Here is a 21,394-nt window from a genome sequence, read left to right on the forward strand (position 1 = left end):
CAACTTCTTGCCGATTCGTCTCACGTTCCCGAAACTCCATGGATAGCCTTAGCGAACTGGTGCGCCTGCTGGCGCCGTCCGGCACGGTGGACTTGCATTGCCGCGTGGCCGGCGCGTGGTCGGCCCACAATGCGCAGGCCGCGCCGGGGCACGTGCCGTACCACGCCATCCTGGACGGCCAGGCCGACGTGGCGATGGGCGCCGAGACGCTGCGCGTGGCCGCCGGCGACGTGCTGCTGTTCCCGCACGGCGCGGCCCATACGCTGTCGGGCCTGCATGGCGGCAAGTCGCGCCCGGCCGAATCGCGCCATTTCAACGGCGTGGTGACCGAGGTGACCGTGCCCGGCGCCGCCGCGCCGCTGGACATCCTCTGCGGCACCTTTGTGCTCGGCAGCGCGGCCGACGTGCTGCTGCGCACGCTGCCGGAGATGCTGTGCGTGCAGACCGCGCGCGGCGGCGAGGCTGGCCTGGGCTGGCTGCGAGGGCTGATCGGCATGATGCATGTGGAAGCGGACGCGCCGGGGCCGGGCAGCGCGGCGATCATCGCGGACCTGTCCACCGCGCTGTTCACGGTGCTGCTGCGCACGCTGATCGCCCGAGGCGCGGTCTCGCGCGGCGTGCTGGCGCTGATGGCCGATGCGCGGCTGGCCCGGGCCGTGGACGCCGTGGTGCGGCATCCCGAGCAGCCGTGGACGGTGGACAGCCTGGCCGAGGTCTGCAACGTGTCGCGCGCCACGCTGGCCCGCCGCTTTGCGCAAGTCGGCATTACGCCGCTCGAACTGGTGACCACGCTGCGCATGGAGCGCGCCGCCCGGCTGCTGCGCAAGGACGGAATGTCGGCGGCGGCCGTGGCCGAGCAGTGCGGCTACGCCTCGCAGGCCGCGTTCGGGCGCGTGTTCGCGCAGCATTTCGGCGTCGGCCCCGGTGCCTACCGCCGCCAGCAGCGCGCGCTGCGCAGCGCGGCGGCCGACGGCGACGCCCCGGCCCAGGCGGCGTAGGACGTCTCTGACGCGAGACATCGGCCGGGCCGACTGGCGCCGCGCGTCGCGCGGACTACACTGGGTGGACGTTTGCCCCGTTCCTTTGCCCGGGAGATGTCGCCATGGCCGCACGTTCCATTGCCTCGCTATCCATCAGCTTCGGGCTGGTTTCCATCCCCGTGAAGGTCTACTCGGCCACCGAGAGCAAGGCCGCCGTCGGCTTCAACCTGCTGCACAAGGGCTGCGGCTCGCGGCTGCGCCAGCAGTACATCTGCCTCAAGGAAGACGTGGTGGTCGAGCGCGCCGACATGGTCAAGGGCTACGAATTCGAGAAAGACCGCTATGTGACCTTCACGCCCGATGAACTCAAGGCGCTGGAGGATGCCGCCGAGCAGACCATCGACATCGTGTCGTTCATGCCCGTGGGCGCCATCGACCCGATCTACTACGACAAGGCGTACTACCTGGGCCCCGACAAGCGCGGCGCCAAGCCCTACAACCTGCGAGGCCATGCGCGAGACCGGCACCTGCGCGCTGGCCAAGTGGGCGTGGAAGGGCAAGCAGTACATGGTGCAGATCCGCGTGGGCAATGACGGGTTGATCCTGCAGCAGCTGCTGTACGCCGACGAGGTACGCGACATGGCCGACCTGCACGTCGAGCGGACCGAAGTGGCGCCGGCCGAACTCAAGCTCGCGCAGCAGTTGATCGAGCAGAACGCCGTGGATGGCTACGATGCCAGCGCCTATGTGGACGAGGAAAAGGCGCGCATCCTGGAGCAGATCGACAAGAAGATCGCCGGCAAGAAGATCACCGTGGCGGCCGAGACGCCCGCGCCGTCCGGCGGCGAGGTGATCGACCTGATGGAGGCGCTGCGCAAGAGCATCGGCGCCAACAAGCGCCAGCCGGCCGCGCAGGCGCCGGCCAAATCCACCGGCAAGGCCGCCGCCAAGGCTGCGGCGCCGGCCGAGGCCCCGGCCCGCAAGACCGCCCGCCGCGCGGCCGCCGCCCCCGCCGAGACCCCCAAGCGGGCGGCGCGCAAGTAGCCCATGCAAGCGTATTCGATGCGGGATGTCCAGGCGTTGCTGGGCATCTCGCGCACCGTCATCACCGCGCTGATTGCCGCCGGCGTGATCGCGCCCCGGCGCGGCGCGCGGCGCGAGTATCGATTCAGCTTCCAGGACGTGGTGCTGCTGCGCACCGCGCAGTCGCTGCGCGAGGCGGGCATCCCCACGCGCCACGTCACGCGGTCCCTGCGCCGCCTGCAGGGCCTGGGCGAGGGCCGCCCGCCCACCGGCCTGCGCGTGACGGCCGTGGGCGGCGACGTGGCCGTGCAGGACCGGCGCGGGCGCTGGCATGTCGATTCGGGCCAGTTCGTGCTCGATTTCGATGACGCGCCCGGCCACGACGCCGCCGAGGTGGTGGACCTGCGCCGCCGGCCCGCGCCCAACCCCATCGCTGCCAGCCACCCCGACGATCCGGTCGCGTGGTTCGATCGCGGTGTCGCGCTGGAGCCCGTCTCGCCGGGTGAAGCCGAAGCCGCGTACCGCACGGCCGTGGCCCAGGCGCCCGATTTCCTCGATGCGTGGCTCAATCTCGGCTGCCTGCTGTGCGACCAGGGGCGGCTGGCCGAGGCCATCGCGCAGTACCGGCAAGCCCTTAGTTATCTGCCTCGCCAGCCGTTAGTTCATTTCAACCTGGGCGTGGCACTGGAGGATGCCGGTTCGATGCGCGAGGCGTTGCAGAGCTACCACGCCTGTATCGCGCTGGCGCCCGACTTTGCCGATGCCCACTACAACGCCGCGCGGCTGCACGAAGCGCTCGGCGACCCGCATCGTGCCATCCGGCACTACAACCAGTATCGCAAGCTCGAACCCGTGTTGTAGGCCGGTGCCGTCACCGACACTTTGCCGCGGTCTCCACTTCCGTGTAGGCGTGCCACCGACAGTATTCATACGTCCATCCGCCCCACAATCTGCGGAAACGGGCATCGACAACGACGAGGGGACTTTTGGCTTCGAATTTCTGGAGCGAGCGTTTTGGCGGCTGGCATGTGTCGCCGATGACGCTGCTGGTGTGGATCTTCACGTGCCTGTGCTTCGTCGCGGTGGCCGTGGCGCTGGGCAGGCGGCAGGTGGACCGTATCGTCACGCAGCGCGAGGTGGGCATTGGCACCGAGATCGTGGCGGCGCTGGACCGCATGGTCGAGACCGCCGGCACGCAGGGCCGCCAGCACGCCGCCAAGCTCGCCGGCCAGCCGTGCGGCAAGATCGAGCAGCCGCTGGGCACCGCGCAGAGCTTCATCCCGTACATTCGCGCGGTCGGCATCGCCGAGCGTGGGGTCATCTATTGCTCGTCCACGCGCGGCGCGGTCAGCGTGCCGCTGGACTACTACTTCCGCGACCTCGATACCGGCACGCCCCAGCGGCTGATGCTGGTGCAGGGCACCCCGTTCCGCACGTACGCGCCGGCGCTGGCAATGTTCCTGCAGCAGCCGGGGCAGCCCGGCAGCGGCACCTTCCTGCTGATCGACGGGCGCTACGTGACCGATACGCTGTCGCACGGCCTGGCCTTCGGGGCGTCGGAAGTCGTGCTCAGCGTGGGGCAGGCGTCGATCTATCACGATGGGACATTTCTGGCGGCGCCGGTCAAGGTGGCCGGCGGCGGCGTGACGTCGCGCTCCACGGCGTGGCCGATGCAGGTGCACGTGGCCGCGTCGGCCGACTACGTGACCACGGTGCGCCGCAAGTACGACCTGCTGTACGGCGCCATTGGCCTGCTGGGCGGGCTGCTGGCGGTGGCGCTGTTCCTGCTGGTGGCCGCGCCGCGCCGGCTGCTGATGCAGGCGGTGCGCCAGTCGCTGCGGCGCGGGGATTTCCATGTGGCGTACCAGCCCATCGTCGAGGTGGGCTCCCGGCGCTGGATCGGCGCCGAGGCGCTGCTGCGCTGGCAGCATCCGCGCTGGGGCAGCATCCCGCCGGGGTCGTACATCGAGACCATCGAGTCCACGCCGCTGATCGACGACATCACGCATTTCGTGCTGCGCCGCGTGGTGGAAGACATGAACCGCTACGGCCCGCTGGCGCCGCTGCACATGGCCGTCAACGCCGCGCCGCTGAACCTGCGCCGCCGCACCTTCCTGCACGACCTGGACGCGCTGCAGCGGGCCATGCCGGACGGCTCCGGGCTGGTGCTGGAGATTACCGAGCGCCACCTGCTGGGCGACAGCGGCGCCACGCGCGAGGCATTCGACCGGTTGCACGAATCGGGCATCCGGCTGGCCGTGGACGACTTCGGCACGCGCAACAGCAACCTCGACCTGATCCGCAGCCTGCCATTCGACTACCTGAAGATCGACCGCCAGTTCACGCAGGACGTGGACGCCAACGCCCGCGCGCTGCTGCGCAGCATCGTCAGCATGGCGCACCATTTCCATCTGGTGGTGATTGCGGAGGGGATCGAGACCGAGGCCCAGCACGCGCTGATTGCCGAGGCCGGCGTGGACTGGGCGCAGGGCTACCTGTACCAGCGCCCGGCGCCGCCGGCCAGCATCCTGGCGCGGCGTGGCATCTGGGTCAACGAACAGTCCGGTGCCGAAGCAGCCGAGGCGCCCGCGGCGGTCTAGGCGGAAGGTACGGCGCCGGGCTCAGGCCACGGCGGTCTGCCACAGCAGCGCGCCATTGAGCAGGATGATCAGCAGCGCCGACGCGGCGGCCAGCACCAGCGGTACGCCGCGCACGCGCCAGGCGCCCATCAGGCGGCGGTCGGCGCCGAACAGGATCAGCGGCACCACGGCCAGCGGCAGCGTCAGGCTCAGCACCACCTGGCTGGCCACGAGCAGGCTGGCCGAGCCGTGTTCGCCGAACACCCACACCGCCGCCAGCGCCGGCACGATGGCCACGGCCCGCGTCAGCAGCGCGCGGCGCATGCGCGACATCTTCAGGTCCAGGAAGCCTTCCATCACGGCCTGCCCGGCCAGCGTGCCGGTCAGCGTGGAATTGAGCCCGCAGGCCAGCAGCGCCACGGCGAACAGCAGGCTGGCCAGGTCCGAATGCAGCAGCGGAGCCAGCAGGCGGTGCGCGTCGGCCAGGTCTTCCACGTCGGTCAGGCCGTTGGCGTGGAACACCGAAGCGGCCAGGATCAGCAGCGCGGCGTTGATCAGGAACGCGAAACCGAGCGATCCGAAGGTGTCGAGGTTCATGCCGCCGAGCACTTCGACGAACGTGCGGCGGCGCGCGGTGCGGGTGCCGGGCGGCGGCGTGAAGCGGCGCACCAGCGACGAATGCAGATAGAGGTTGTGCGGCATGACCGTGGCGCCGACGATGCCGGCGGCCAGCCAGAGCATGCCGGCGTCGCGCACCAGATCGGCCGACGGCGCCATGCCGCCCAGCACGGCGGCCCATTCGGGCTGCGCCATGGCCAGTTGGGCGACGAAGCACAGGGCCACCATCAGGATCAGCCCGGCCACCATGGCCTCCATGGTGCGCTGGCCGTAGCGCTGCACCGCCAGCATGACGATGGTGACGACGGCGGCAATCAGCACGCCGACCCAGAGCTTGACGTGGAACAGCAGCTGGAGCGCCACGGCGCTGCCGACCACCTCGGCCACGTCGCAGGCGATGATCGCGATCTCGCTGGCCACCCAGAGCCCCAGCGTCACGCGGCGCGGAAACCGTTCGCGGCACAGTTGCGCCAAATCGCGCCCGGTAACCACGCCGACGCGCGCGGCAATCCATTGCAGCAGCATCGCCACGAGGCTGGACAGCGCGACGACGGTCAGCAGGCTGTAGCCGTACTTGGCGCCCCCGGCGATGGCCGTGGCCCAGTTGCCGGGGTCCATGTAGCCGACGGCCACCAGCGCGCCCGCCCCCAGGAAGGCAACACGCGACCGCCGCGCGGGTGGCGCGGCGGGCAGGGCGGCGGAATCGGTGGGCGGGGGCATGGTGGCGTCCAGGTGATCCAGAGGAGGGCGAGGGATCGCACGACCCCGATACTGCATTCTAGGGGGGTTGTTGAGAATTATTCCCAATTGGCTTTGGCTAACAAGGGGATTGCCAAAGCCGGGGATGCGCCGGCTGGCGCCGGTGGATCGGTAAGACTAGCGGCTCCATCCGCCGCCGCCCGCGCGTCCCGCGAGCTTGACCGGCCCGCAGCACGCGCACGCCGCGCCGTGGCTGGCCGCGCCGGCGTCGGCCGAGCCACCGGCCAGCCCCGGCGCCGCTACCAGCGCCCGCGCCGCCACGCCGCCGCAGCCGGGGCAGACGGCCGGCTCGTCGCGGCGGGCCATCGGCCGCAATTCGGAGAAATCTCCGCAGGTACCGCATCGGTAGTCGTAGGTCGGCATCGCCGCTCCGGAACAGGGCCAGGTTGGCGCCCAGCTTAGCGCAATCCCATGGCGCGTGCGCACGCGCCACGCGCGCCGGGCAATGTCGAAAGGATCAGGGTTTTCGTCAGCAAACCGAATCACGCAACTCCCTATAATCGCGCGCATGGAAAAGAACCTTGAAAAGCGCTTCGGCTTTCTGGTGGCGGACGTGGGCCGGCTGTCGGGCAAGCGCTTCGACGACCTGTCGCGCGCGTCGCTGGACCTGACGCGGGCCCAGTATCGCGCCATGGCCTACCTGTCGTTCCACGGCGAGATGAACCAGGCCGCGCTGGCGGACCTGATGGAAGTGGCGCCGATTTCCGCCGGCCGCCTGCTGGACCGCATGGAAGAGGGCGGCTGGATCGCCCGCCGCCCGAACCCCGACGACCGCCGCGAACGCATGGTCCGCTTGACGGAGAAGGCCGACCTGGCCCTGGACGCCGCAAGGGACGTGGGCGACGTGGTCACGGCGCAGGCGCTGGGCGGATTCTCAGAGACGGAGATCGAGCAGTTCCTGGAGTTTCTGCAGCGCGCGCGGGGGAATTTGCTGAAGGGGTAGGGGTGAGAATGGCGGCGAAATTGCCTTTGGTTTGCTCCCCTCTCCCGCGCGCGGGAGAGGGGTTGGGGGAGAGGGCGTTGCGGTGCAAATTGCGACCTGTCTCAATGTGAACGGCTGGCCCTCACCCCCGGCCCCTCTCCCGCAGGCGGGAGAGGGGAGCAAACAACCCCGAGCGATACCTCAACTCCCCCCGCTCACCCTCCACACCCGGTTCCCCACGTCATCCGCCACCAGCAGCCCGCCGCGCTTGTCGATGGCTACGCCGACGGGGCGGCCCTGGGCGTTGCCTTCGTTGTCGAGGAAGCCGCCGAGTACGTCCAGCGGGGCGCCGACCGGCTTGCCCTGGTCGAACTGGACGAAGATCACCTTGTAGCCGGCGCGCGGCTTGCGGTTCCACGAGCCATGCTGGCTGACGAACATGCCGTTCTGGAACTGTGCCGGCAGGCTGTTGCCGGTGGCCCCGGTCAGGCCCAGCGCGGCCGTATGGGCACCGACTGCGTAGTCCGGGATGATGGCCTTGGCCACCATGTCCGGCGCGGGCGGCTTGACGCGTTCGTCGACGTGCTGGCCGTAGTAGCTGTACGGCCAGCCGTAGAACCCGCCGTCACGGACCGACGTGATGTAGTCGGGCACGAGGTCGCTGCCAATCTCGTCGCGCTCGTTGACCGACGTCCAGAGCGCCTTGGTGGTCGGCTCCCACGCCATGCCGTTCGGATTGCGCAGCCCGCTGGCGAAAATACGATGCTGGCCGCTCTGCCGGTCGACTTCCCAGATGGCCGCGCGGCCCGCTTCCTTGTCGATGCCGTTCTCGGCGACGTTGCTGTTGGAGCCGACCGTCACGTACAGCTTGCTGCCGTCGGGGCTGGCGATGATGTTCTTGGTCCAGTGGTGGTTCAGCGGGCCGGCCGGCAGGTCCACCACCTTCTGGCCCGGCTCGGTGATGCTGGTCTGCCCGGCCGTATAGCGGAAGCGCACCACGGCGTCGGTGTTGGCGACATAGAAGTCCTCGCCGACCAGCGCCATGCCGAACGGCGAGTTCAGGTTCTGCAGGAAGACCGAGCGCTGGTCGGCCACGCCATCGCCGTCGGTGTCGCGCAGCAGCGTGATGCGGTTGGCGCTGGGCGTGTTCGAGCCGGCCCGCTTCATCAGCATCTTCATGACCCAGCCCTTGATGCCCTTGCCGTCGTCGGGCTTGGGCGGGGCGTCGGTCTCGGCCACCAGCACGTCGCCGTTGGGCAGCACGTAGAGCCAGCGCGGATGTTCGAGCTGGTCGGCAAACGCGGCCACGCGCATGCCCTGTGCGGCCGTGGGCGCCTTGCCGTTGTCCCAGCCCTTGGCCGGGGCCACGTGGACGGTGGGCACCATGGTCTTGTGCGGCGCCGGCAGCTTGGGGGCCGGGCCATAGCCGGCGGCGTCGGGCAGCTTGGCCGATTCGCCACATCCGACCAGCAGCGTCACCGCCGCGATCGCGAATAGCGAGGCCATCGGGTAGATTAAATATTCGCGCATCGCAGGCTCCTGGGTTGCGGCGTCGTTGCTGCCTGGAGCATAGGATCGCGCGGGCGCGAAGTATGTCAGCGCGGCGGCCAGGGCCTGTCGGAAACCGTCCGATTAGCCGTCGGATTCTGCAGCGCCCACGGGCGACAGCAGCCCGTGCCGCGCATGCCATTCGCGCAGCGATTCCTCCGGCCACGTGCCCACATGGCGATGGCCCTTGCCGCGCGGCACCTCAACCCACGGCGCCGCGTAGTCCAGCCCGGCCTCGACCACATCGGGCGGCCGGGGCAGCGGCGTGTCGATGGCGCCGGCGTAGGGGTGGACCAGATCGGGCCAGCGCGGGTCCCACATCCAGAGCGGGCTGCCGCACTGCCTGCAGAAGTGCCGGTATCCCTTCGATCGCTTCGGCCGCTTGCCCGGCTCGCGTATCACGGCGTGAAAGTGCGCCACGTGTTCCTGGCCGCTCACGCGCAGCGAGTGGGCATCGCCGCCCAGGTTGATGCCGAAGCCGCCGCTGCCGCCGGTCTTGCGGCAGATTGAGCAGTGGCAACGCATGTAGGGGTAGGGCGAATCGGACTCCAGGCTGAACTGCACGGCACCGCACTGGCATGAACCTTCGAGATGCATGGCGACTCCTGACGGCATGGTCGATGCGGTTCAGTTTGGGCGACATGCCAGCAGGGAGCAAGGCACGAAATTCGCAAAATTCGATAAAAACTGTGGTGTTGTCAGTCGATGTCTGTCAGCGCAGGCGAGTTTTTGTAAGGAGTTGTGTGAATGCGGCACGCGGACCACGGCACCGCTTCTAAACTGGGCACGCGGCAGGCAACACGGGCCGCGTTTTTTCGATAACAACCACCTGAGAGGTCTCACATGTCTAAGCAACGAACCATCCGCACCGCTTCGCTGATTGGCGCCCTGGCAGCCGGCATGATCTCCGCCTCGGCCTTTGCCCAGACCACGACCGCTCCGGCCGGCACCACCACCGCGGTGCCCCCGGGCACCGTCCAGCTCCAGCCGCCGAAGGACCCGCTGGTGGAGCGCCGCGAGGCCCGCAAGGCCGCCAATGACCAGTACAAGGCCGAGAAGTCGGCCGCCAAGGGCGAATACAAGCAGGAAGTCGGCGCCGCCAAGGCCGAACGCAAGGACGCCAAGAAGGCCGCCGACGAGGCCGCCAAGGCCGAACTGCAGAGCGGGACGACGAAGCAGTAAGGCGCGGTTGGCTCCCCTCTCCCGCATCGCGGGAGAGGGGAGCCAACCCAGCAGCGCTCCCCCACACACAGCCTTTCCCCTACACCAGCCGCGCTCCCGGCCACGCCCCCGACATCACGATATTTCGCACGGACTGCCGCACCGTCTGCATGATGTCCCACAGTTCGGGCACCACCGGGCGATTGCGGGCCGTGGTCATGGCGACCTGCCGCGTCACCACCGGATCGATGATCCGCGCGGAATGCAGGCGGCCCTGTGCCACGCGGTCGGCCACGGCGGCAAACGGCAGCAGCGTGGCGCCGCAGCCGTCTTCCACGAGCCGCATCGCCACCGTATTGGACGCATCGCACTCCATCGCCATGTTCAGCGTGGTGCCGACGCGCGTGGCCAGCGATTCGGCCAGCACGCGCAGGCCGTTGGCCGTGCTGGGCAGGATCAGCGGCACCTCGCCCAAACGCCGCGCCGGGAACGTCGGGCCCAGATGGCTCCATGACGTCGGCGCGACCAGCGTCAGGTCTTCTTCCAGCAGCACATCCACCTTCAGCGCGCCCTGCTGCTCGGGCAGGTAGAGCAGGGCGACGTCGATCTCGCCGGCCGCCAGCCACGCCAGTACCGGATTGGCCAGCCCCTCCACGAACCGCAGCCTGGTAGCCGGAAACCGCTGCTTGAGCGCGGTGCCGATGGCCGCGAACGCCGTGTTGGCGATGGTCGGCTGCGCGGCGATGACCAGTTGCGACGGGCCCTGCGCGGTCGACGCCCGCACGGCCGCGCGTGCCTCGGTCAGCGTGGCGGCCACCTGCCGCGCGTAGCCCAGCAGCGTGGAGCCGGCTTCGGTCAGCACCACGCCGCGTCCGCTGCGATGAAACAGGCGCGTGTCCAGCGCCGTCTCCAGCCGCGCGATCTGGCGGCTCACGGTCGACTGGTCCGCGCCCAGTTCCAGCGCCGCGCGCGAGATGCTCTGCGTGTTGGCCACGCAGACAAAGCACGCCAGGTCGTCGGAATTGAGCGCCGGGCCCATGGGCGATGTCATGCCGGTCTCAGCCCGCCTTGTCGCCGATGGCGAACGACGACAAATGCTCGATGGCCTTGACCAGCCCCGAATGGTCCCAGCCCGCGCCGCCCTGCGCCACGCAGACGTTGAACAGTTGCTGCGTCGAGGCCGTGTTCGGCAGCCCCAGCCCCAGTTCCTTGGCCGTCGACAGCGCCAGGTTCAGGTCCTTCTGGTGCAGTTCGATGCGGAAGCCAGGGTTGAACGTGCGCTGGATCATCCGCTCGCCATGGACCTCCAGAATCTTGGAGCTGGCAAAGCCGCCCATCAGCGCCTGCCGCACGCGCGCCGGGTCGGCACCAGCCTTGGCGGCCAGCACCAGCGCCTCGCTGACGGCCTCGATGGTCAGCGCCACGATCACCTGGTTCGCCACCTTGGCCACCTGGCCGTCGCCGACGTTGCCCACCAGCGTGATGTTCTTGCCCATCCGTTGCAGCAGCGGCAGCACCTTGTCGAAGACGTCCTGCTTGCCGCCGGCCATGATCGACAGCGTGGCGGCCTTGGCGCCCACCTCGCCGCCCGAGACCGGCGCGTCGACGTAATCGCAGCCCAGCGCCTCGATCTTCTTTGCAAACGCGCGCGTCTCGATGGGCGAGATCGAGCTCATGTCCACCACGATCTTGCCCGCGCTCAGCCCCTCGGCCACGCCGCCTTCGCCGAACAGCACGCGCGCCACGTCGGGCGTATCGGGCAGCATCAGGAAGATCACGTCGGCCTGCCGGGCCACCTCGGTGGCGCTGGCGCACGCCTGCACGCCCTTGTCCAGCAGGTCCTGCGGCACGCCGCTGCGCGTGTGCGCGTGCACGGTGTGGCCGCCGGCCTGCAAATGTTCCGCCATGGGCTTGCCCATGACGCCCAGTCCGATGAATCCGAGCTTGCTCATGTTCCTATCCGTATCGAAATGAAGTTTCAGGACGCAAAGCGTTCGCGCAGCGCGCGTGCCGCATCGCGCAGCAGCACGTGGTCCAGGCCCACGGCCACGAAATGCGCGCCCATGTTCAGGTAGCGCCGTGCATCGGCCTCCGCCGGGGCCAGCGTGCCGATGGCCTTGCCGGCGCGGTTGGCCGCGTCGTAGATCTGCTGCACGGCCGCCTGCACGTCCGGGTGGTTCGGGTTGCCCAGGTGGCCGTAGGCCGCCGCCAGGTCGTTCGGGCCGATGAAGATGCCGTCGACGCCCGGCTCGGCGCAGATCTCGTCGATATTGTCCACGCCCTTGCGGCTTTCCACCTGCACCAGCACGCAGATGTTGTCGTTGATGGTCTGGAAGAAGTCGGGCAGGGTGCCGAAGCGGTTCTGCCGCTGCACGCCCGACACGCCGCGGATGCCATCGGGCGGATAGCGCGTGGCCCGCACCGCGCGGCGCGCCTCGTCGGCCGATTCCACGAACGGGATCAGGAAGTTGTAGAAGCCGATGTCGAGCAGGCGCTTGATCATGACCGGGTCGTTCCACGGCGGGCGCACGACCGGCGCGCTGGTGCTGTCCTTGAGCGCCATCAGCTGCGGCGCGAACGTCAGCACGTCGTTGGGCGAATGCTCGCCATCGAGCAGCAGCCAGTCGAAGCCGGCCAGCCCGACGATCTCGCTGGTCACGGGCTGGCCCAGCGAACTCCACAGGCCGATCAGCCGCTTGCGCGCCAGCACGTCGGCCCGGAAGCGGTTGGGCAGCGGGTGGATCTGCGGCAGGTGAGGGGTGGTGGTCATGCGGGGGTCTCCTGTTCAGTCGGCGGCCAGAGCGGACAGCGGGCCGGGCGACTTGCCGCGCGCCTGCAGCACGCGCGCGGCCGCATCGTCAAGCTGGGCCAGCGTGCTGCTGTCCACGGGAATGGCTTCGGCGCGGGCACGGCGCCACGCGCGCTCGGGGTCGCCGGGCAGGCGGATGGCGTCGTTGCCGGGCTGCAGCCGCGACGCCTTCATCCATTCGACGAACGCTTCCACCTCGTGGCCGAACGTCGTGCTGCTGCCCAGCCGCGCGGGGTCGAAGATGATCGCCAGCATGTTGTTCCAGACCGCGTGCTCGTGCGTGAGCGTCTCCGGGCGGATCGTGTGCCCGCCGGTCACGGCCGCGCCCAGCAGCTCGCACATCACGGCCAGCACGTAGCCCTTGTGCTCGCCGAACGTGCGCAGCGCCCCCTGCGGCGTGCCCGGGTGCGGGAACATCACGGCCGGGTCGTCGGTGGGATGGCCGTGCGGGTCCATCAGGCAGCCGGGCGGCACGGGCACGCCCTTGTTGTTGGCCACGCGCACCTTGCCCAGCGCGATGGCGCTGGTGGCAAAGTCCAGCACCAGCGGCGGCTGCCCGGCCACCGGCACGCCGATCGTGAACGGGTTGGTGCCAAAGCGCGCGTCGTAGCCGCCGTGCGGCGCCACGATGGGCTTGGACAGCACGTTGACGAAGTGGATCGAGATCATGCCGGCGGCCGTGGCCTGCTCGGCCCAGTGGCCCACGCGCCCCAGATGGTGCGAGCGGCGCAGCCCCAGCACGCACACGCCGTGTTCCTGCGCGCGGGCGATGCCCAGCCGCATCGCCTGCTCGGTCACGGCCTGGCCCATGCCGCGGTTGCCGTCCAGGCTCAGGATGCCGCCCGATTCGTGCACCACGCTGACCTGCTGGTTGAGCTGAAGCTGGTCGGCCTGCCACGACATCACGTACTTTGGGATCATGCCCACGCCGTGCGAATCGTGGCCGGCCAGGTTGGCGCCGACCAGGTGATCGGCGGTCAGCGCGGCCTCGCGGGCGTCGGACCCGGCGGCCAGCCACAGGTCGACAACCCACTGGTGCAGCCCGGCGGTGGGAATGCGGTGATCGCTCATGCTTACTCCAGGTGGATGTTGGCCACCTTGATCAGGTTGGCCCATTTGGCGACTTCGCTTTTCTGGAAACTGCCGAGTTCGGCGGGGCCGGCGCCGGACGGCTCCACGCCCATCGACGCCAGCTTGGCCCGCACGTCCGGCTGGCGGATGATCTTGCCGATCTCGGTCGACAGCTTGTCGACAACAGGCCTGGGCGTGCCAGCCGGCGCGAAGATCGCCTGCCACGACACGATCTCGTAGCCCTTGAGCCCGGCTTCGTCCATGGTCGGCACGTCGGGCAGCTCGCCGGCGCGCTTGGGGCCGGTGGTGGCCAGCGCGCGGAACTTGCCGGACTGGATCATCGGGATGGCCGCCAGGCTGTTCTCGAACACCAGGTCCACCTGGTTGCCCAGCAGCGCCTGCACCGCCTGGCTGCTGCCCTTGTACGGCACGTGGGTCATGCGCAGCCCGGCCATGTTGGCGAACAGTTCCGCCGCCAGATGCTGCGACGTGCCATTGCCCGACGAGCCGAAATTGACCGCGCCCGGCTTGGCCTTGGCGGCGGCAATCACGTCCTGCACGCTCTTCCACGGGCTGCTGCTGTTGACCACCAGCACGTTCGGCAGCGTGCCGATCAGCGTGATGGGCTGGAAGTTGCGGATGGGGTCGTACGGCATCTTCGGATACAGGCTCACGTTGATCGCGTGCGAGCTGATGGTGCCGCCCAGCAGCGTGTAGCCGTCCGGCGCGGCCTTGGCCACGTAGTCCGAGCCGATGTTGCCGCCGGCGCCGGCGCGGTTTTCCACGACCACCGACTGGCCCAGCGCCGCCGACAGCTTCTGGCCGATCAGCCGGCCCAGCAGGTCAGTGGTGCCGCCGGCGGCGAACGGCACGACGTAGGTAATCGGCTTGCTGGGGTAGGGATCTGCGGCCTGCGCGCCGGCCTGCTGGGCGGCGGCCATGCAGCCGGTACAAAGCACGGCCAGCACGGGCCGCATGAATCGGGTGGAAAAACGCATGCTGTGTCTCCTGTTTGCGCGAACGTCGGGGTACGGCATTCCAGTGTGCTTGCGGTGCTGCCAGGCGGTTTCCGGGGAGAAACCGTGCCGGGCGGCCCGGGGCATCTTGTCGTGCGCCCGCCAGCAAATCTACACGGTCGGCCGCCGGGCCGACTTGCAGAATCTGCATAACAGAAATGCACGATAGGCCCCGCGGCGCCGCGCGTCAAACGGAACAATCGCAGACATTCAGTTGCCAGCGTGCCGACTGCCCACCCGCCGACCCCGACCTCGCCATGACTTCCACCCCTGCCCAAGCGGCCCGCACCGGCGGCCGCGTACTCGTCGACCAGCTCCGCCTGCACGGCACCGAGCGCATCTTCTGCGTGCCCGGCGAAAGCTTTCTGGACGTGCTGGACGCGCTGCACGACCAGCCCGCCATCGACCTCGTGGTCTGCAAGCACGAGGGCGCCGCGGCCAACATGGCCGAGGCCGACGGCAAGCTGACCGGCCGGCCCGGCATCTGCTTCGTCACGCGCGGGCCGGGCGCCACGCACGGCAGCATCGGCGTCCATATCGCCCAGCAGGACTCCACGCCGATGATCCTGTTCGTCGGCCAGATTGCCCGCGAGCACAAGGGCCGCGAGGCGTTCCAGGAGGTGGACTACGCCGCCGTGTTCGGATCGATGGCCAAGTGGGCCGCCGAGATTGACGACCCGGCGCGGATTCCGGAGATGGTGGCGCGCGCGTTCCAGGTGGCCACGTCGGGCCGCCCCGGCCCGGTGGTGCTGGCGCTGCCCGAGGACGTGCTGGACGGCATGGTCGAGGTGGCCGACGCCGCGCCATACCGCAGCGTGGCCGCCGCGCCGCGCGCCGAGGATGCCCGGGCGCTGGCGGAGGCGCTGCAGACGGCCCGGCGCCCGCTCGTGATTGCCGGCGGCGCGAACTGGACCGACCAGGCCGTACGCGATTTCGCCGCGTTCGTGACGGCGTGGGACTTGCCCGTGGCCTGCGCATTCCGCCGCCAGGACGTGATCGACAACCGCGATCCGCACTATGTCGGCCACCTGAGCCTGGGCGTCAGCCCGAAGCTGGCTGAGCGCGTGCGGACGGCCGATCTGATCGTGGCATTCGGCACCCGGCTGGGCGATATCGCCACCGACGCCTATACGCTGCTCACGCCGCCGCTGCCGGCGCAGAAGCTGGTGCATATCCACGCCGACAGCGCCGAACTGGGCCGGGTCTACCAGGCCGCGCTGCCGATCCACGCCGGCGTGGCGCCGGGCGCCGCAATGCTGGCGTCGCTGCCCGCGCCGGCCACCGTCCCCTGGAAGGACTGGACCGCCGGCGCCCGCGCCGACCACCAGGCATTCGTCACGCCGCCCAAGCCGCACGCGGAACTGACCGGCGTCGACATGGCCGCCGCCATGGCCCATCTGAACGATGTGCTGCCCGATGACGCGATGCTGTCGAACGGCGCCGGCAACTACACGGTCTGGCTGCACCGGTTCTACGCGTACAAGCGCCCGCGCACGGAACTGGCACCCACCTGCGGCGCGATGGGCTACGGCCTGCCGGCCGCCATCGCCGCCAAGCTGCGGTTTCCGGAAAAGACCGTGGTCTGCTTTGCCGGCGACGGCTGCTTCCTGATGTACCCGCAGGAAATCGCCACCGCCGCCGCCCACGGCGCCAACCTGATCACGATCGTGGTGAACAACCGCATGTACGGCACGATCCGGATGCACCAGGAACGCCGCTACCCCGGCCGCCAGAGCGGCACGGCCATCGTCAACCCCGATTTCGTGGAACTGGCCCGCGCCTGCGGCGCCTGGGCCGAACGCGTCGAACGCACCGAAGACTTCGCCGCCGCCTTCGCCCGCGCCACCCAGGCCGGCAAGCCGGCCGTGCTGGAACTGGTGACCGACCCGCTGCAAATCACACCGGCCATGCGGGTAACGGAACTGCCGAAGTAAGGGAGGAGGGCGGGGTAGTACATCGAACATCGACCGCAGCGTGAAATTCACCGCCGGGGTTGCTCCCCTCTCCCGCGTTGCGGGAGAGGGGAGCAAGACATCGGGATGTCGAGCTCGCAGCCGAATTTCAGCGATGGTGGTCTCCCCTCTCCCGCCTGCGGGAGAGGGGTTGGGGGTGAGGGCCAGCGGCTCAAATCGAGACAAATCCCCAATTACCCCGCCATACCCCAAGCCACGAAGCGCCTCATCCAGCACCCCACCGACTTTTACCCCAAATTATTCAAAACCAATAATTCTCACTAAACGCCGGAAACTGCCTAGCACACCGGCCTAGAACAGCGACCCCTGCGGCCGCTCCTCTCCATGGCCGGCATCCCGCTGCCGCGCAGGCACAGCCAGGATCTGCCGGATCTGCGCCAGATACCGCTCGCCCACCGCCCGATGCGTCTTCCGCGCCTCTTCCGCAAAGCTGCGCCGCGACGGCGGCCGGATGTTCAGCATGCGGCAAAGCGTTGACAGGTAAGGCTTTTTTCCATCCGTGGTGGCGCGGCGGGCGGCCGTCAGCAGGGCGGCGTCGCCAATGCGGCTGCGCAGCCAGATCAACACCTGACGGTCATATTCGTTCTGTACACGGATCAAGTTTTCCATTTCCCAGGGCTCCGAAGGTTCCGATACTGTTTATGCATACAGTACCTGTAAATATATACAGTGAATCGGAAATTTCAAGGCCGTGGGTGGGACGTCGGTGCCACAATGGCAACCCCCTGCGTCCCCGCCCGAATACCGCCTGACCATGCGCCTGCCCAGCCTGATCGCGCTCCAGATGCTCGAAAGCGCTGCCCGCCTCGGCAGCTTCACGCGCGCCGCCGCCGAACTGAACGTGACCGAAAGCGCGATCTCGCGCCAGATCCAGGCGCTGGAAGCGCGCCTGGGCGTACGGTTTTTCGAACGGGTCAAGCAGCGCGTGGCGCTGACCGCCGACGGCGACCGCTACGTGCGCGAGATCCGCGCTGAACTGAAGGCCATCGAACGCGCCACGCGCGACCTGGCCTCGCGCGCCGGCGGCATGGAAGTGCTGGAACTGGCCGTGGTGCCCACCTTCGCCACGCAATGGCTGATCCCGCGCCTGGCCGGTTTCCGCGACGACCACCCGCGCATCGTCGTCAACGTCCACGCCCGGCCCGAGCCGTTCCACTTTGCCGATTCCGTGTTCGATGCCGCCATCTACTTCGGCGAACGGCCATGGGAGGGCCACGCCTCGGCCCGGCTGCTCGACGAGGGGCGCTCGATCGCGGTCTGCAGCCCGCAGCTACTGGCCGGGCAGCCGGTGCGCCGCCGCGAAGACCTGCTCAAGCTGCCGCGCCTGCATCTGCAAAGCCGGCCCGAAGCGTGGCCCGACTGGTTTGGCGGCGACGACGAGGCCATCCGGCGCCAGGCCCGGCTGGGCCCGCGCTACGACCTGTTCTCGATGATTACCCGCGCGGCGGCCAGCGGCCTGGGCGTGGCCGTGCTGCCCGAGATGATGGTGCGCGCGGAAATCGACGCCGGCCAGCTTGTGGCGCTGCCCTTTGCCGACGCGGCCCCGGCGCGGCCGTCGGGCGCGTACTTTGTGACATGGCGGGCGGGCAACGAGCGGGCCGAGCGCTTTGCCGACTGGCTGCGCCACCAGTGCGCGGCATCAACTTGATGCGCAAAGTGCAATAAGTCCGTCACAAATATCGCTTGTCGCGCCATGCGTCGCCGCCCAGACTTGGCGGCTTTCCGATCCGCCCCACAGCCATAGCCTGACGATGTCCGCTTTCACGTCCCCGAGCCAGATCCGCGCCCAGTTCTCGCGCGCCATGTCCGATATGTACCGCGCCGAGGTGCCGCAATACGGCACGCTGATGACGCTGGTGTCCGATGTCAACGCCGACGTGCTGGCCGGCATTGGCGCGGCCGCCGCCGGCGCCGCCGGGCAGGAGGCCCGGATCGAGGTGGAGCGGCACGGCGCCATCCGCGTGGGCACGCCCGCCGAACTGGCCACCATCCGCCGCCTGTTCGCCGTGATGGGCATGTTCCCGGTGGGCTATTACGACCTGTCCGTGGCCGGCGTGCCGGTCCATTCCACCGCGTTCCGGCCCAGGGACGTAGCCGGCCTGGCCGAGAACCCGTTCCGCGTGTTCACGTCTCTGCTGCGGCTGGACCTGATCCAGGACGCCGCGCTGCGCGACGCCGCGGCCGGCGTGCTGGCCACGCGGTCGATCTTCACGCCGGGGTGCCTGGCGCTGATCGAGCGCGCCGAGCAGCAGGGCGGGCTCGATGACGCCGACGCGGCGCAGTTCGTCGCCGAGGCGCTGGAGACGTTCCGCTGGCACGGCCGCGCCACCGTGGACGCTGAGCTGTACTGGAAGCTGCGCAAGACCCATCCGCTGATCGCGGATATCGTGTGCTTTCCGGGGCCGCACATCAACCACCTGACACCGCGCACGCTCGACATCGACGTGGTGCAGGCGCTGATGCCCGAGCGCGGCATCCAGCCCAAGGCCGTGGTGGAAGGCCCGCCCACGCGCCAGTGCCCGATCCTGCTGCGCCAGACCAGCTTCCTGGCGCTGAGCGAGCCGGTGACCTTCCGCGACGGCGGCGAGGCCGGCACCCATACCGCGCGCTTTGGCGAGATCGAGCAACGCGGCGTGGCGCTGACGCCCAAGGGCCGCCAGCGCTACGACGCGCTGCTGAACGAGGTGCGCCAGATCATCACGCCAGCCGGCGACGGGTCCAACGCGGCGGCCTACCGCCAGACGCTGGAGTCGGTGTTCCGCGCGTTCCCGGACGACCATGACCAGATGCGGCGCGAAGCGCTGGCGTACTACCGCTACAAGGTGGGCAAAACCGCGGCCGACGGCGCTGACGTCGAAGCCCTGATCGCCGCCGGCGCGCTCGTGGCCGAACCCATCACGTACGAGGATTTCCTGCCCGTCAGCGCCGCCGGCATCTTCCAGTCGAACCTCGGCGACGAAAACCGCGACGCCCTGGAAGCCTCGCCCAACCGCGTCGCCTTCGAAGCCGCCCTGGGCGCCGCCGTCAGCGACGAACTGGCCCTGTACGCGGCCGAGCAGGACGCATCGCTGAAAGCCGCACTGAAGGCGCTGGGGGTAGGTTGAGCCCTGGTTCTTGCTCCCCTCTCCCGCACGCGGGAGAGGGGTTGGGGGTGAGGGCAGGCGGTTCAAATTGCGACCTGTCGGCAAGCAGAACCTCAACACCCTCACCCCCAGCCCCTCTCCCACGTTGTGGGAGAGGGGAGAAAACCGGCGGCATGACATTCGCCGGCGGCGTTTTTTTGCTCCCCTCTCCCGCACGCGGGAGAGGGGTTGGGGGAGAGGGCCGGCGGTTCAAATTGCGACCTGCCGGCAAGCAGAGCCTCAACGCCCTCACCCCCGGCCCCTCTCCCACGTTGTGGGAGAGGGGAGAAAACCAGTGGCATGACATTCGCCGGTGGCGTTTTTTTTGCTCCCCTCTCCCGCATGTGGGAGAGGGGTTGGGGGAGAGGGCAGGCGGTTCAAATTGCGGCCTGTCGGCAAGCAGAGCCTCAACACCCTCACCCCCGGCCCCTCTCCCACGTTGTGGGAGAGGGGAGAAAAACCAGTGGCATGACATTCGTCGGTGGCGTTTTTTTTGCTCCCCTCTCCCGCGAGCGGGAGAGGGGTTGGGGGTGAGGGCAGGCGGTTCAAATTGCGGCCTGTCGGCAAGCAGAACCTCAACGCCCTCTCCCCCGGCCCCTCTCCCACGTTGTGGGAGAGGGGAGAAAACCAGTGGCATGACATTCGCCGGCGGCGTCATGGGCGATGGAGAAAACCGGCGGCATGACACACGCCACCGGCCTTCTCTCTCCCCAACAAGCAACCCCTCACCGATGCAGCAGTTCCCGGAATCCGGCGATCAGGCGGTGCATGTCGGCGGCGGTCAGTGCGCCCATTGTCGAGATGCGGAACAGTTGCGACGACAGCCCGCCCTGGCCGGCGTAGATGACGAAGCCGCGCGCCTTCAGGCCGTCGTGCAGTTGTTCGTAGGTCACGCCGGCGGGCAGCTTGTACGCGCGCAGCACCACTGACGACTGGGCGGCGGGCCACAGTGCCTCGATGCCCAGCGCGGCCAGGCCGGTGCGGACTTCCTCGGCCAGCGCGGCGTAGCGCTGGTGGCGCGCCTGCCAGCCGCCTTCGTCCTGGTGCTCGCGCAGCGCCTCCACCAGCGCGTAGAACGCATGCACCGACGGCGTGAACGGCGTGTTGCGCTGGTCCTGCTGGCGGGCGTAGCGGGCGATGTCCAGGTAGTACGTGCGGCTGACCGCGTTGGCCAGCGCCGCGCGGCGCACGATGACGAACGCCGCGCCCGGCACGCCGTGCAGGCATTTGTTGGCCGTGGCGGCCACCGCGTCGATGTGGCCGCCGAAGTCGATGGCCTCGGCGCCGAAGCTGCTCACAGTATCGGCCAGCAGCCGCACGCCGCGCGCCTGGCACAGCCGGTCGATGGCGGGCAGGTCGTTCAGGCGGCCCGTGGTGGTCTCGTGGTGGATCACCGCCAGGTGCGTGATGGCCGGGTCGGCCGCCAGCGCCGCGTCGATGCGGGCCAGGTCGGGCGCCTCCATCCACTCGTGCTTCACCACCGTGTGCGGGATCTGGTACTGCGTGGCGATCTGGGCGATGCGCTCGCCATAGACGCCGTTCTGCACGATCAGCAGCTTGCCCTGCGCCGGCACCAGCCCGGCGATCATGCTTTCCAGCGCGGCCGTGCCGGACCCGGTCATCAGCACCGCCGTCCAGACGGCCGGGTCCAGCCCGTAGATGTCGATCAGCCGCGCGCGCGCTTCGTCCTGCAGGTCGAAGAACTCGCTTTCGCGGTGGCACAGGTCGGTTTGCAGCAGGCTCTGGCGGACGCGCTCGGACAGCGTCACCGGGCCGGGATTCAGAAGCAGCATGCGATTGGTCTCAAGCGTGA

19 protein-coding genes and 1 pseudogene are annotated in these 21,394 nt (G+C 69.2%); 9 read left to right on the forward strand and 11 right to left on the reverse strand.

All coding sequences use genetic code 11. The features are described 5' to 3' along the window. Window positions 1-38 precede the first annotated feature (38 nt). The 4 genes and pseudogenes from QTN24_RS09150 (at window position 39) to QTN24_RS09165 (ending at window position 4,603) form a co-directional block, all read left to right on the forward strand. The gene (locus tag QTN24_RS09150; protein ID WP_313836589.1) at window positions 39-998 is read left to right on the forward strand and encodes an AraC family transcriptional regulator; all 960 of its coding nucleotides are present in this window, start codon (window positions 39-41) and stop codon (window positions 996-998) included. Between the two features lie 104 nt (window positions 999-1,102). Next, a pseudogene (locus tag QTN24_RS09155) lies at window positions 1,103-2,024 on the forward strand (Ku protein). 3 nt (window positions 2,025-2,027) lie between these two features. After that, window positions 2,028-2,864 carry a tetratricopeptide repeat protein gene (locus QTN24_RS09160; RefSeq protein WP_313836591.1) on the forward strand — a complete coding sequence of 279 codons (837 nt, stop codon included), beginning with the start codon at window positions 2,028-2,030 and terminating at the stop codon, window positions 2,862-2,864. A gap of 125 nt (window positions 2,865-2,989) precedes the next feature. Then, entirely contained in the window at window positions 2,990-4,603 is a 1,614-nt protein-coding gene (locus QTN24_RS09165) for an EAL domain-containing protein (RefSeq protein WP_313836593.1), read from the forward strand. Window positions 4,604-4,624: 21 nt separating this feature from the next. Here QTN24_RS09165 and QTN24_RS09170 read toward each other — a convergent pair whose 3' ends face one another. Then, the gene (locus tag QTN24_RS09170; protein WP_313836595.1) at window positions 4,625-5,920 is read right to left on the reverse strand and encodes an Nramp family divalent metal transporter; all 1,296 of its coding nucleotides are present in this window, start codon (window positions 5,918-5,920) and stop codon (window positions 4,625-4,627) included. Window positions 5,921-6,076: 156 nt separating this feature from the next. Beyond that, complete coding sequence (locus tag QTN24_RS09175; RefSeq protein WP_124684215.1) at window positions 6,077-6,322, reverse strand: FmdB family zinc ribbon protein; 246 nt, start codon at window positions 6,320-6,322, stop codon at window positions 6,077-6,079. Between the two features lie 145 nt (window positions 6,323-6,467). Between QTN24_RS09175 and QTN24_RS09180 the strand changes: the two genes are divergently transcribed. Continuing rightward, entirely contained in the window at window positions 6,468-6,902 is a 435-nt protein-coding gene (locus tag QTN24_RS09180) for a MarR family winged helix-turn-helix transcriptional regulator (RefSeq protein ID WP_124684216.1), read from the forward strand. A 180-nt stretch (window positions 6,903-7,082) separates the two neighbouring features. Here the strand turns inward: QTN24_RS09180 and QTN24_RS09185 are convergent, their stop codons facing one another. After that, window positions 7,083-8,411 (reverse strand): PQQ-dependent sugar dehydrogenase, encoded by a 1,329-nt coding sequence (locus QTN24_RS09185; protein WP_124684217.1) that lies wholly within the window; start codon window positions 8,409-8,411, stop codon window positions 7,083-7,085. Between the two features lie 102 nt (window positions 8,412-8,513). Then, window positions 8,514-9,026 carry a GFA family protein gene (locus QTN24_RS09190; RefSeq protein ID WP_313836598.1) on the reverse strand — a complete coding sequence of 171 codons (513 nt, stop codon included), beginning with the start codon at window positions 9,024-9,026 and terminating at the stop codon, window positions 8,514-8,516. Between the two features lie 246 nt (window positions 9,027-9,272). On the opposite strand from QTN24_RS09190, the gene QTN24_RS09195 reads away from it, so the two are divergent. After that, complete coding sequence (locus tag QTN24_RS09195; protein ID WP_124684219.1) at window positions 9,273-9,611, forward strand: hypothetical protein; 339 nt, start codon at window positions 9,273-9,275, stop codon at window positions 9,609-9,611. 79 nt (window positions 9,612-9,690) lie between these two features. Here the strand turns inward: QTN24_RS09195 and QTN24_RS09200 are convergent, their stop codons facing one another. From QTN24_RS09200 to QTN24_RS09220, 5 genes are read right to left on the reverse strand one after another with little or no spacing between them, the layout of a single operon-like run. Then, a complete protein-coding gene (locus tag QTN24_RS09200) occupies window positions 9,691-10,629 on the reverse strand; it encodes a LysR substrate-binding domain-containing protein (protein ID WP_124685100.1) in 939 nt (312 codons plus the stop codon). Window positions 10,630-10,648: 19 nt separating this feature from the next. Beyond that, on the reverse strand, window positions 10,649-11,542 hold the full coding sequence (locus QTN24_RS09205) for a 2-hydroxy-3-oxopropionate reductase (protein WP_124684220.1): 894 nt from the start codon (window positions 11,540-11,542) through the stop codon (window positions 10,649-10,651). 26 nt (window positions 11,543-11,568) lie between these two features. Continuing rightward, window positions 11,569-12,360: a 2-dehydro-3-deoxyglucarate aldolase gene (gene garL / locus QTN24_RS09210; protein WP_313836601.1), complete on the reverse strand. Its 792-nt coding sequence runs from the start codon at window positions 12,358-12,360 to the stop codon at window positions 11,569-11,571. A gap of 15 nt (window positions 12,361-12,375) precedes the next feature. After that, complete coding sequence (locus QTN24_RS09215; RefSeq protein ID WP_313836603.1) at window positions 12,376-13,470, reverse strand: malate/lactate/ureidoglycolate dehydrogenase; 1,095 nt, start codon at window positions 13,468-13,470, stop codon at window positions 12,376-12,378. 2 nt (window positions 13,471-13,472) lie between these two features. Beyond that, complete coding sequence (locus QTN24_RS09220; RefSeq protein WP_124684223.1) at window positions 13,473-14,468, reverse strand: Bug family tripartite tricarboxylate transporter substrate binding protein; 996 nt, start codon at window positions 14,466-14,468, stop codon at window positions 13,473-13,475. 275 nt (window positions 14,469-14,743) lie between these two features. Between QTN24_RS09220 and QTN24_RS09225 the strand changes: the two genes are divergently transcribed. Beyond that, window positions 14,744-16,420 (forward strand): thiamine pyrophosphate-binding protein, encoded by a 1,677-nt coding sequence (locus QTN24_RS09225; RefSeq protein ID WP_313836606.1) that lies wholly within the window; start codon window positions 14,744-14,746, stop codon window positions 16,418-16,420. 330 nt (window positions 16,421-16,750) lie between these two features. Here the strand turns inward: QTN24_RS09225 and QTN24_RS09230 are convergent, their stop codons facing one another. After that, window positions 16,751-17,068 carry a hypothetical protein gene (locus tag QTN24_RS09230; RefSeq protein WP_124684225.1) on the reverse strand — a complete coding sequence of 106 codons (318 nt, stop codon included), beginning with the start codon at window positions 17,066-17,068 and terminating at the stop codon, window positions 16,751-16,753. A gap of 145 nt (window positions 17,069-17,213) precedes the next feature. Here QTN24_RS09230 and QTN24_RS09235 point away from each other — a divergent pair, with 145 nt between their 5' ends. Next, complete coding sequence (locus QTN24_RS09235) at window positions 17,214-18,107, forward strand: LysR substrate-binding domain-containing protein (RefSeq protein WP_313836608.1); 894 nt, start codon at window positions 17,214-17,216, stop codon at window positions 18,105-18,107. Between the two features lie 103 nt (window positions 18,108-18,210). Next, window positions 18,211-19,563: a VOC family protein gene (locus QTN24_RS09240; protein ID WP_313836610.1), complete on the forward strand. Its 1,353-nt coding sequence runs from the start codon at window positions 18,211-18,213 to the stop codon at window positions 19,561-19,563. Window positions 19,564-20,306: 743 nt separating this feature from the next. Here the strand turns inward: QTN24_RS09240 and QTN24_RS09245 are convergent. Beyond that, window positions 20,307-21,374, reverse strand: a complete 1,068-nt coding sequence (locus tag QTN24_RS09245; protein ID WP_313836612.1) for a 2-aminoethylphosphonate aminotransferase — start codon at window positions 21,372-21,374, stop codon at window positions 20,307-20,309. Window positions 21,375-21,394: the final 20 nt, after the last annotated feature.

Source organism: Cupriavidus sp. SZY C1, assembly GCF_032190535.1.
GTDB classification, from domain to species: Bacteria; Pseudomonadota; Gammaproteobacteria; order Burkholderiales; family Burkholderiaceae; genus Cupriavidus; species Cupriavidus pauculus_C.

What these genes read in the sequence shown, in the direction of transcription:
- QTN24_RS09175 (WP_124684215.1), bottom strand. Translation starts at nt 6,322, where the DNA reads ATGCCGACCTACGACTACCGATGCGGTACCTGCGGAGATTTCTCCGAA.
- QTN24_RS09220 (WP_124684223.1), bottom strand. Translation starts at nt 14,468, where the DNA reads ATGCGTTTTTCCACCCGATTCATGCGGCCCGTGCTGGCCGTGCTTTGT.
- QTN24_RS09225 (WP_313836606.1), top strand. Translation starts at nt 14,744, where the DNA reads ATGACTTCCACCCCTGCCCAAGCGGCCCGCACCGGCGGCCGCGTACTC.
- QTN24_RS09170 (WP_313836595.1), bottom strand. Translation starts at nt 5,920, where the DNA reads ATGCCCCCGCCCACCGATTCCGCCGCCCTGCCCGCCGCGCCACCCGCG.
- QTN24_RS09160 (WP_313836591.1), top strand. Translation starts at nt 2,028, where the DNA reads ATGCAAGCGTATTCGATGCGGGATGTCCAGGCGTTGCTGGGCATCTCG.
- QTN24_RS09190 (WP_313836598.1), bottom strand. Translation starts at nt 9,026, where the DNA reads ATGCATCTCGAAGGTTCATGCCAGTGCGGTGCCGTGCAGTTCAGCCTG.
- QTN24_RS09195 (WP_124684219.1), top strand. Translation starts at nt 9,273, where the DNA reads ATGTCTAAGCAACGAACCATCCGCACCGCTTCGCTGATTGGCGCCCTG.
- garL (WP_313836601.1), bottom strand. Translation starts at nt 12,360, where the DNA reads ATGACCACCACCCCTCACCTGCCGCAGATCCACCCGCTGCCCAACCGC.
- QTN24_RS09240 (WP_313836610.1), top strand. Translation starts at nt 18,211, where the DNA reads ATGTCCGCTTTCACGTCCCCGAGCCAGATCCGCGCCCAGTTCTCGCGC.
- QTN24_RS09215 (WP_313836603.1), bottom strand. Translation starts at nt 13,470, where the DNA reads ATGAGCGATCACCGCATTCCCACCGCCGGGCTGCACCAGTGGGTTGTC.
- QTN24_RS09230 (WP_124684225.1), bottom strand. Translation starts at nt 17,068, where the DNA reads ATGGAAAACTTGATCCGTGTACAGAACGAATATGACCGTCAGGTGTTG.
- QTN24_RS09150 (WP_313836589.1), top strand. Translation starts at nt 39, where the DNA reads ATGGATAGCCTTAGCGAACTGGTGCGCCTGCTGGCGCCGTCCGGCACG.
- QTN24_RS09185 (WP_124684217.1), bottom strand. Translation starts at nt 8,411, where the DNA reads ATGCGCGAATATTTAATCTACCCGATGGCCTCGCTATTCGCGATCGCG.
- QTN24_RS09245 (WP_313836612.1), bottom strand. Translation starts at nt 21,374, where the DNA reads ATGCTGCTTCTGAATCCCGGCCCGGTGACGCTGTCCGAGCGCGTCCGC.
- QTN24_RS09180 (WP_124684216.1), top strand. Translation starts at nt 6,468, where the DNA reads ATGGAAAAGAACCTTGAAAAGCGCTTCGGCTTTCTGGTGGCGGACGTG.
- QTN24_RS09200 (WP_124685100.1), bottom strand. Translation starts at nt 10,629, where the DNA reads ATGGGCCCGGCGCTCAATTCCGACGACCTGGCGTGCTTTGTCTGCGTG.
- QTN24_RS09235 (WP_313836608.1), top strand. Translation starts at nt 17,214, where the DNA reads ATGCGCCTGCCCAGCCTGATCGCGCTCCAGATGCTCGAAAGCGCTGCC.
- QTN24_RS09205 (WP_124684220.1), bottom strand. Translation starts at nt 11,542, where the DNA reads ATGAGCAAGCTCGGATTCATCGGACTGGGCGTCATGGGCAAGCCCATG.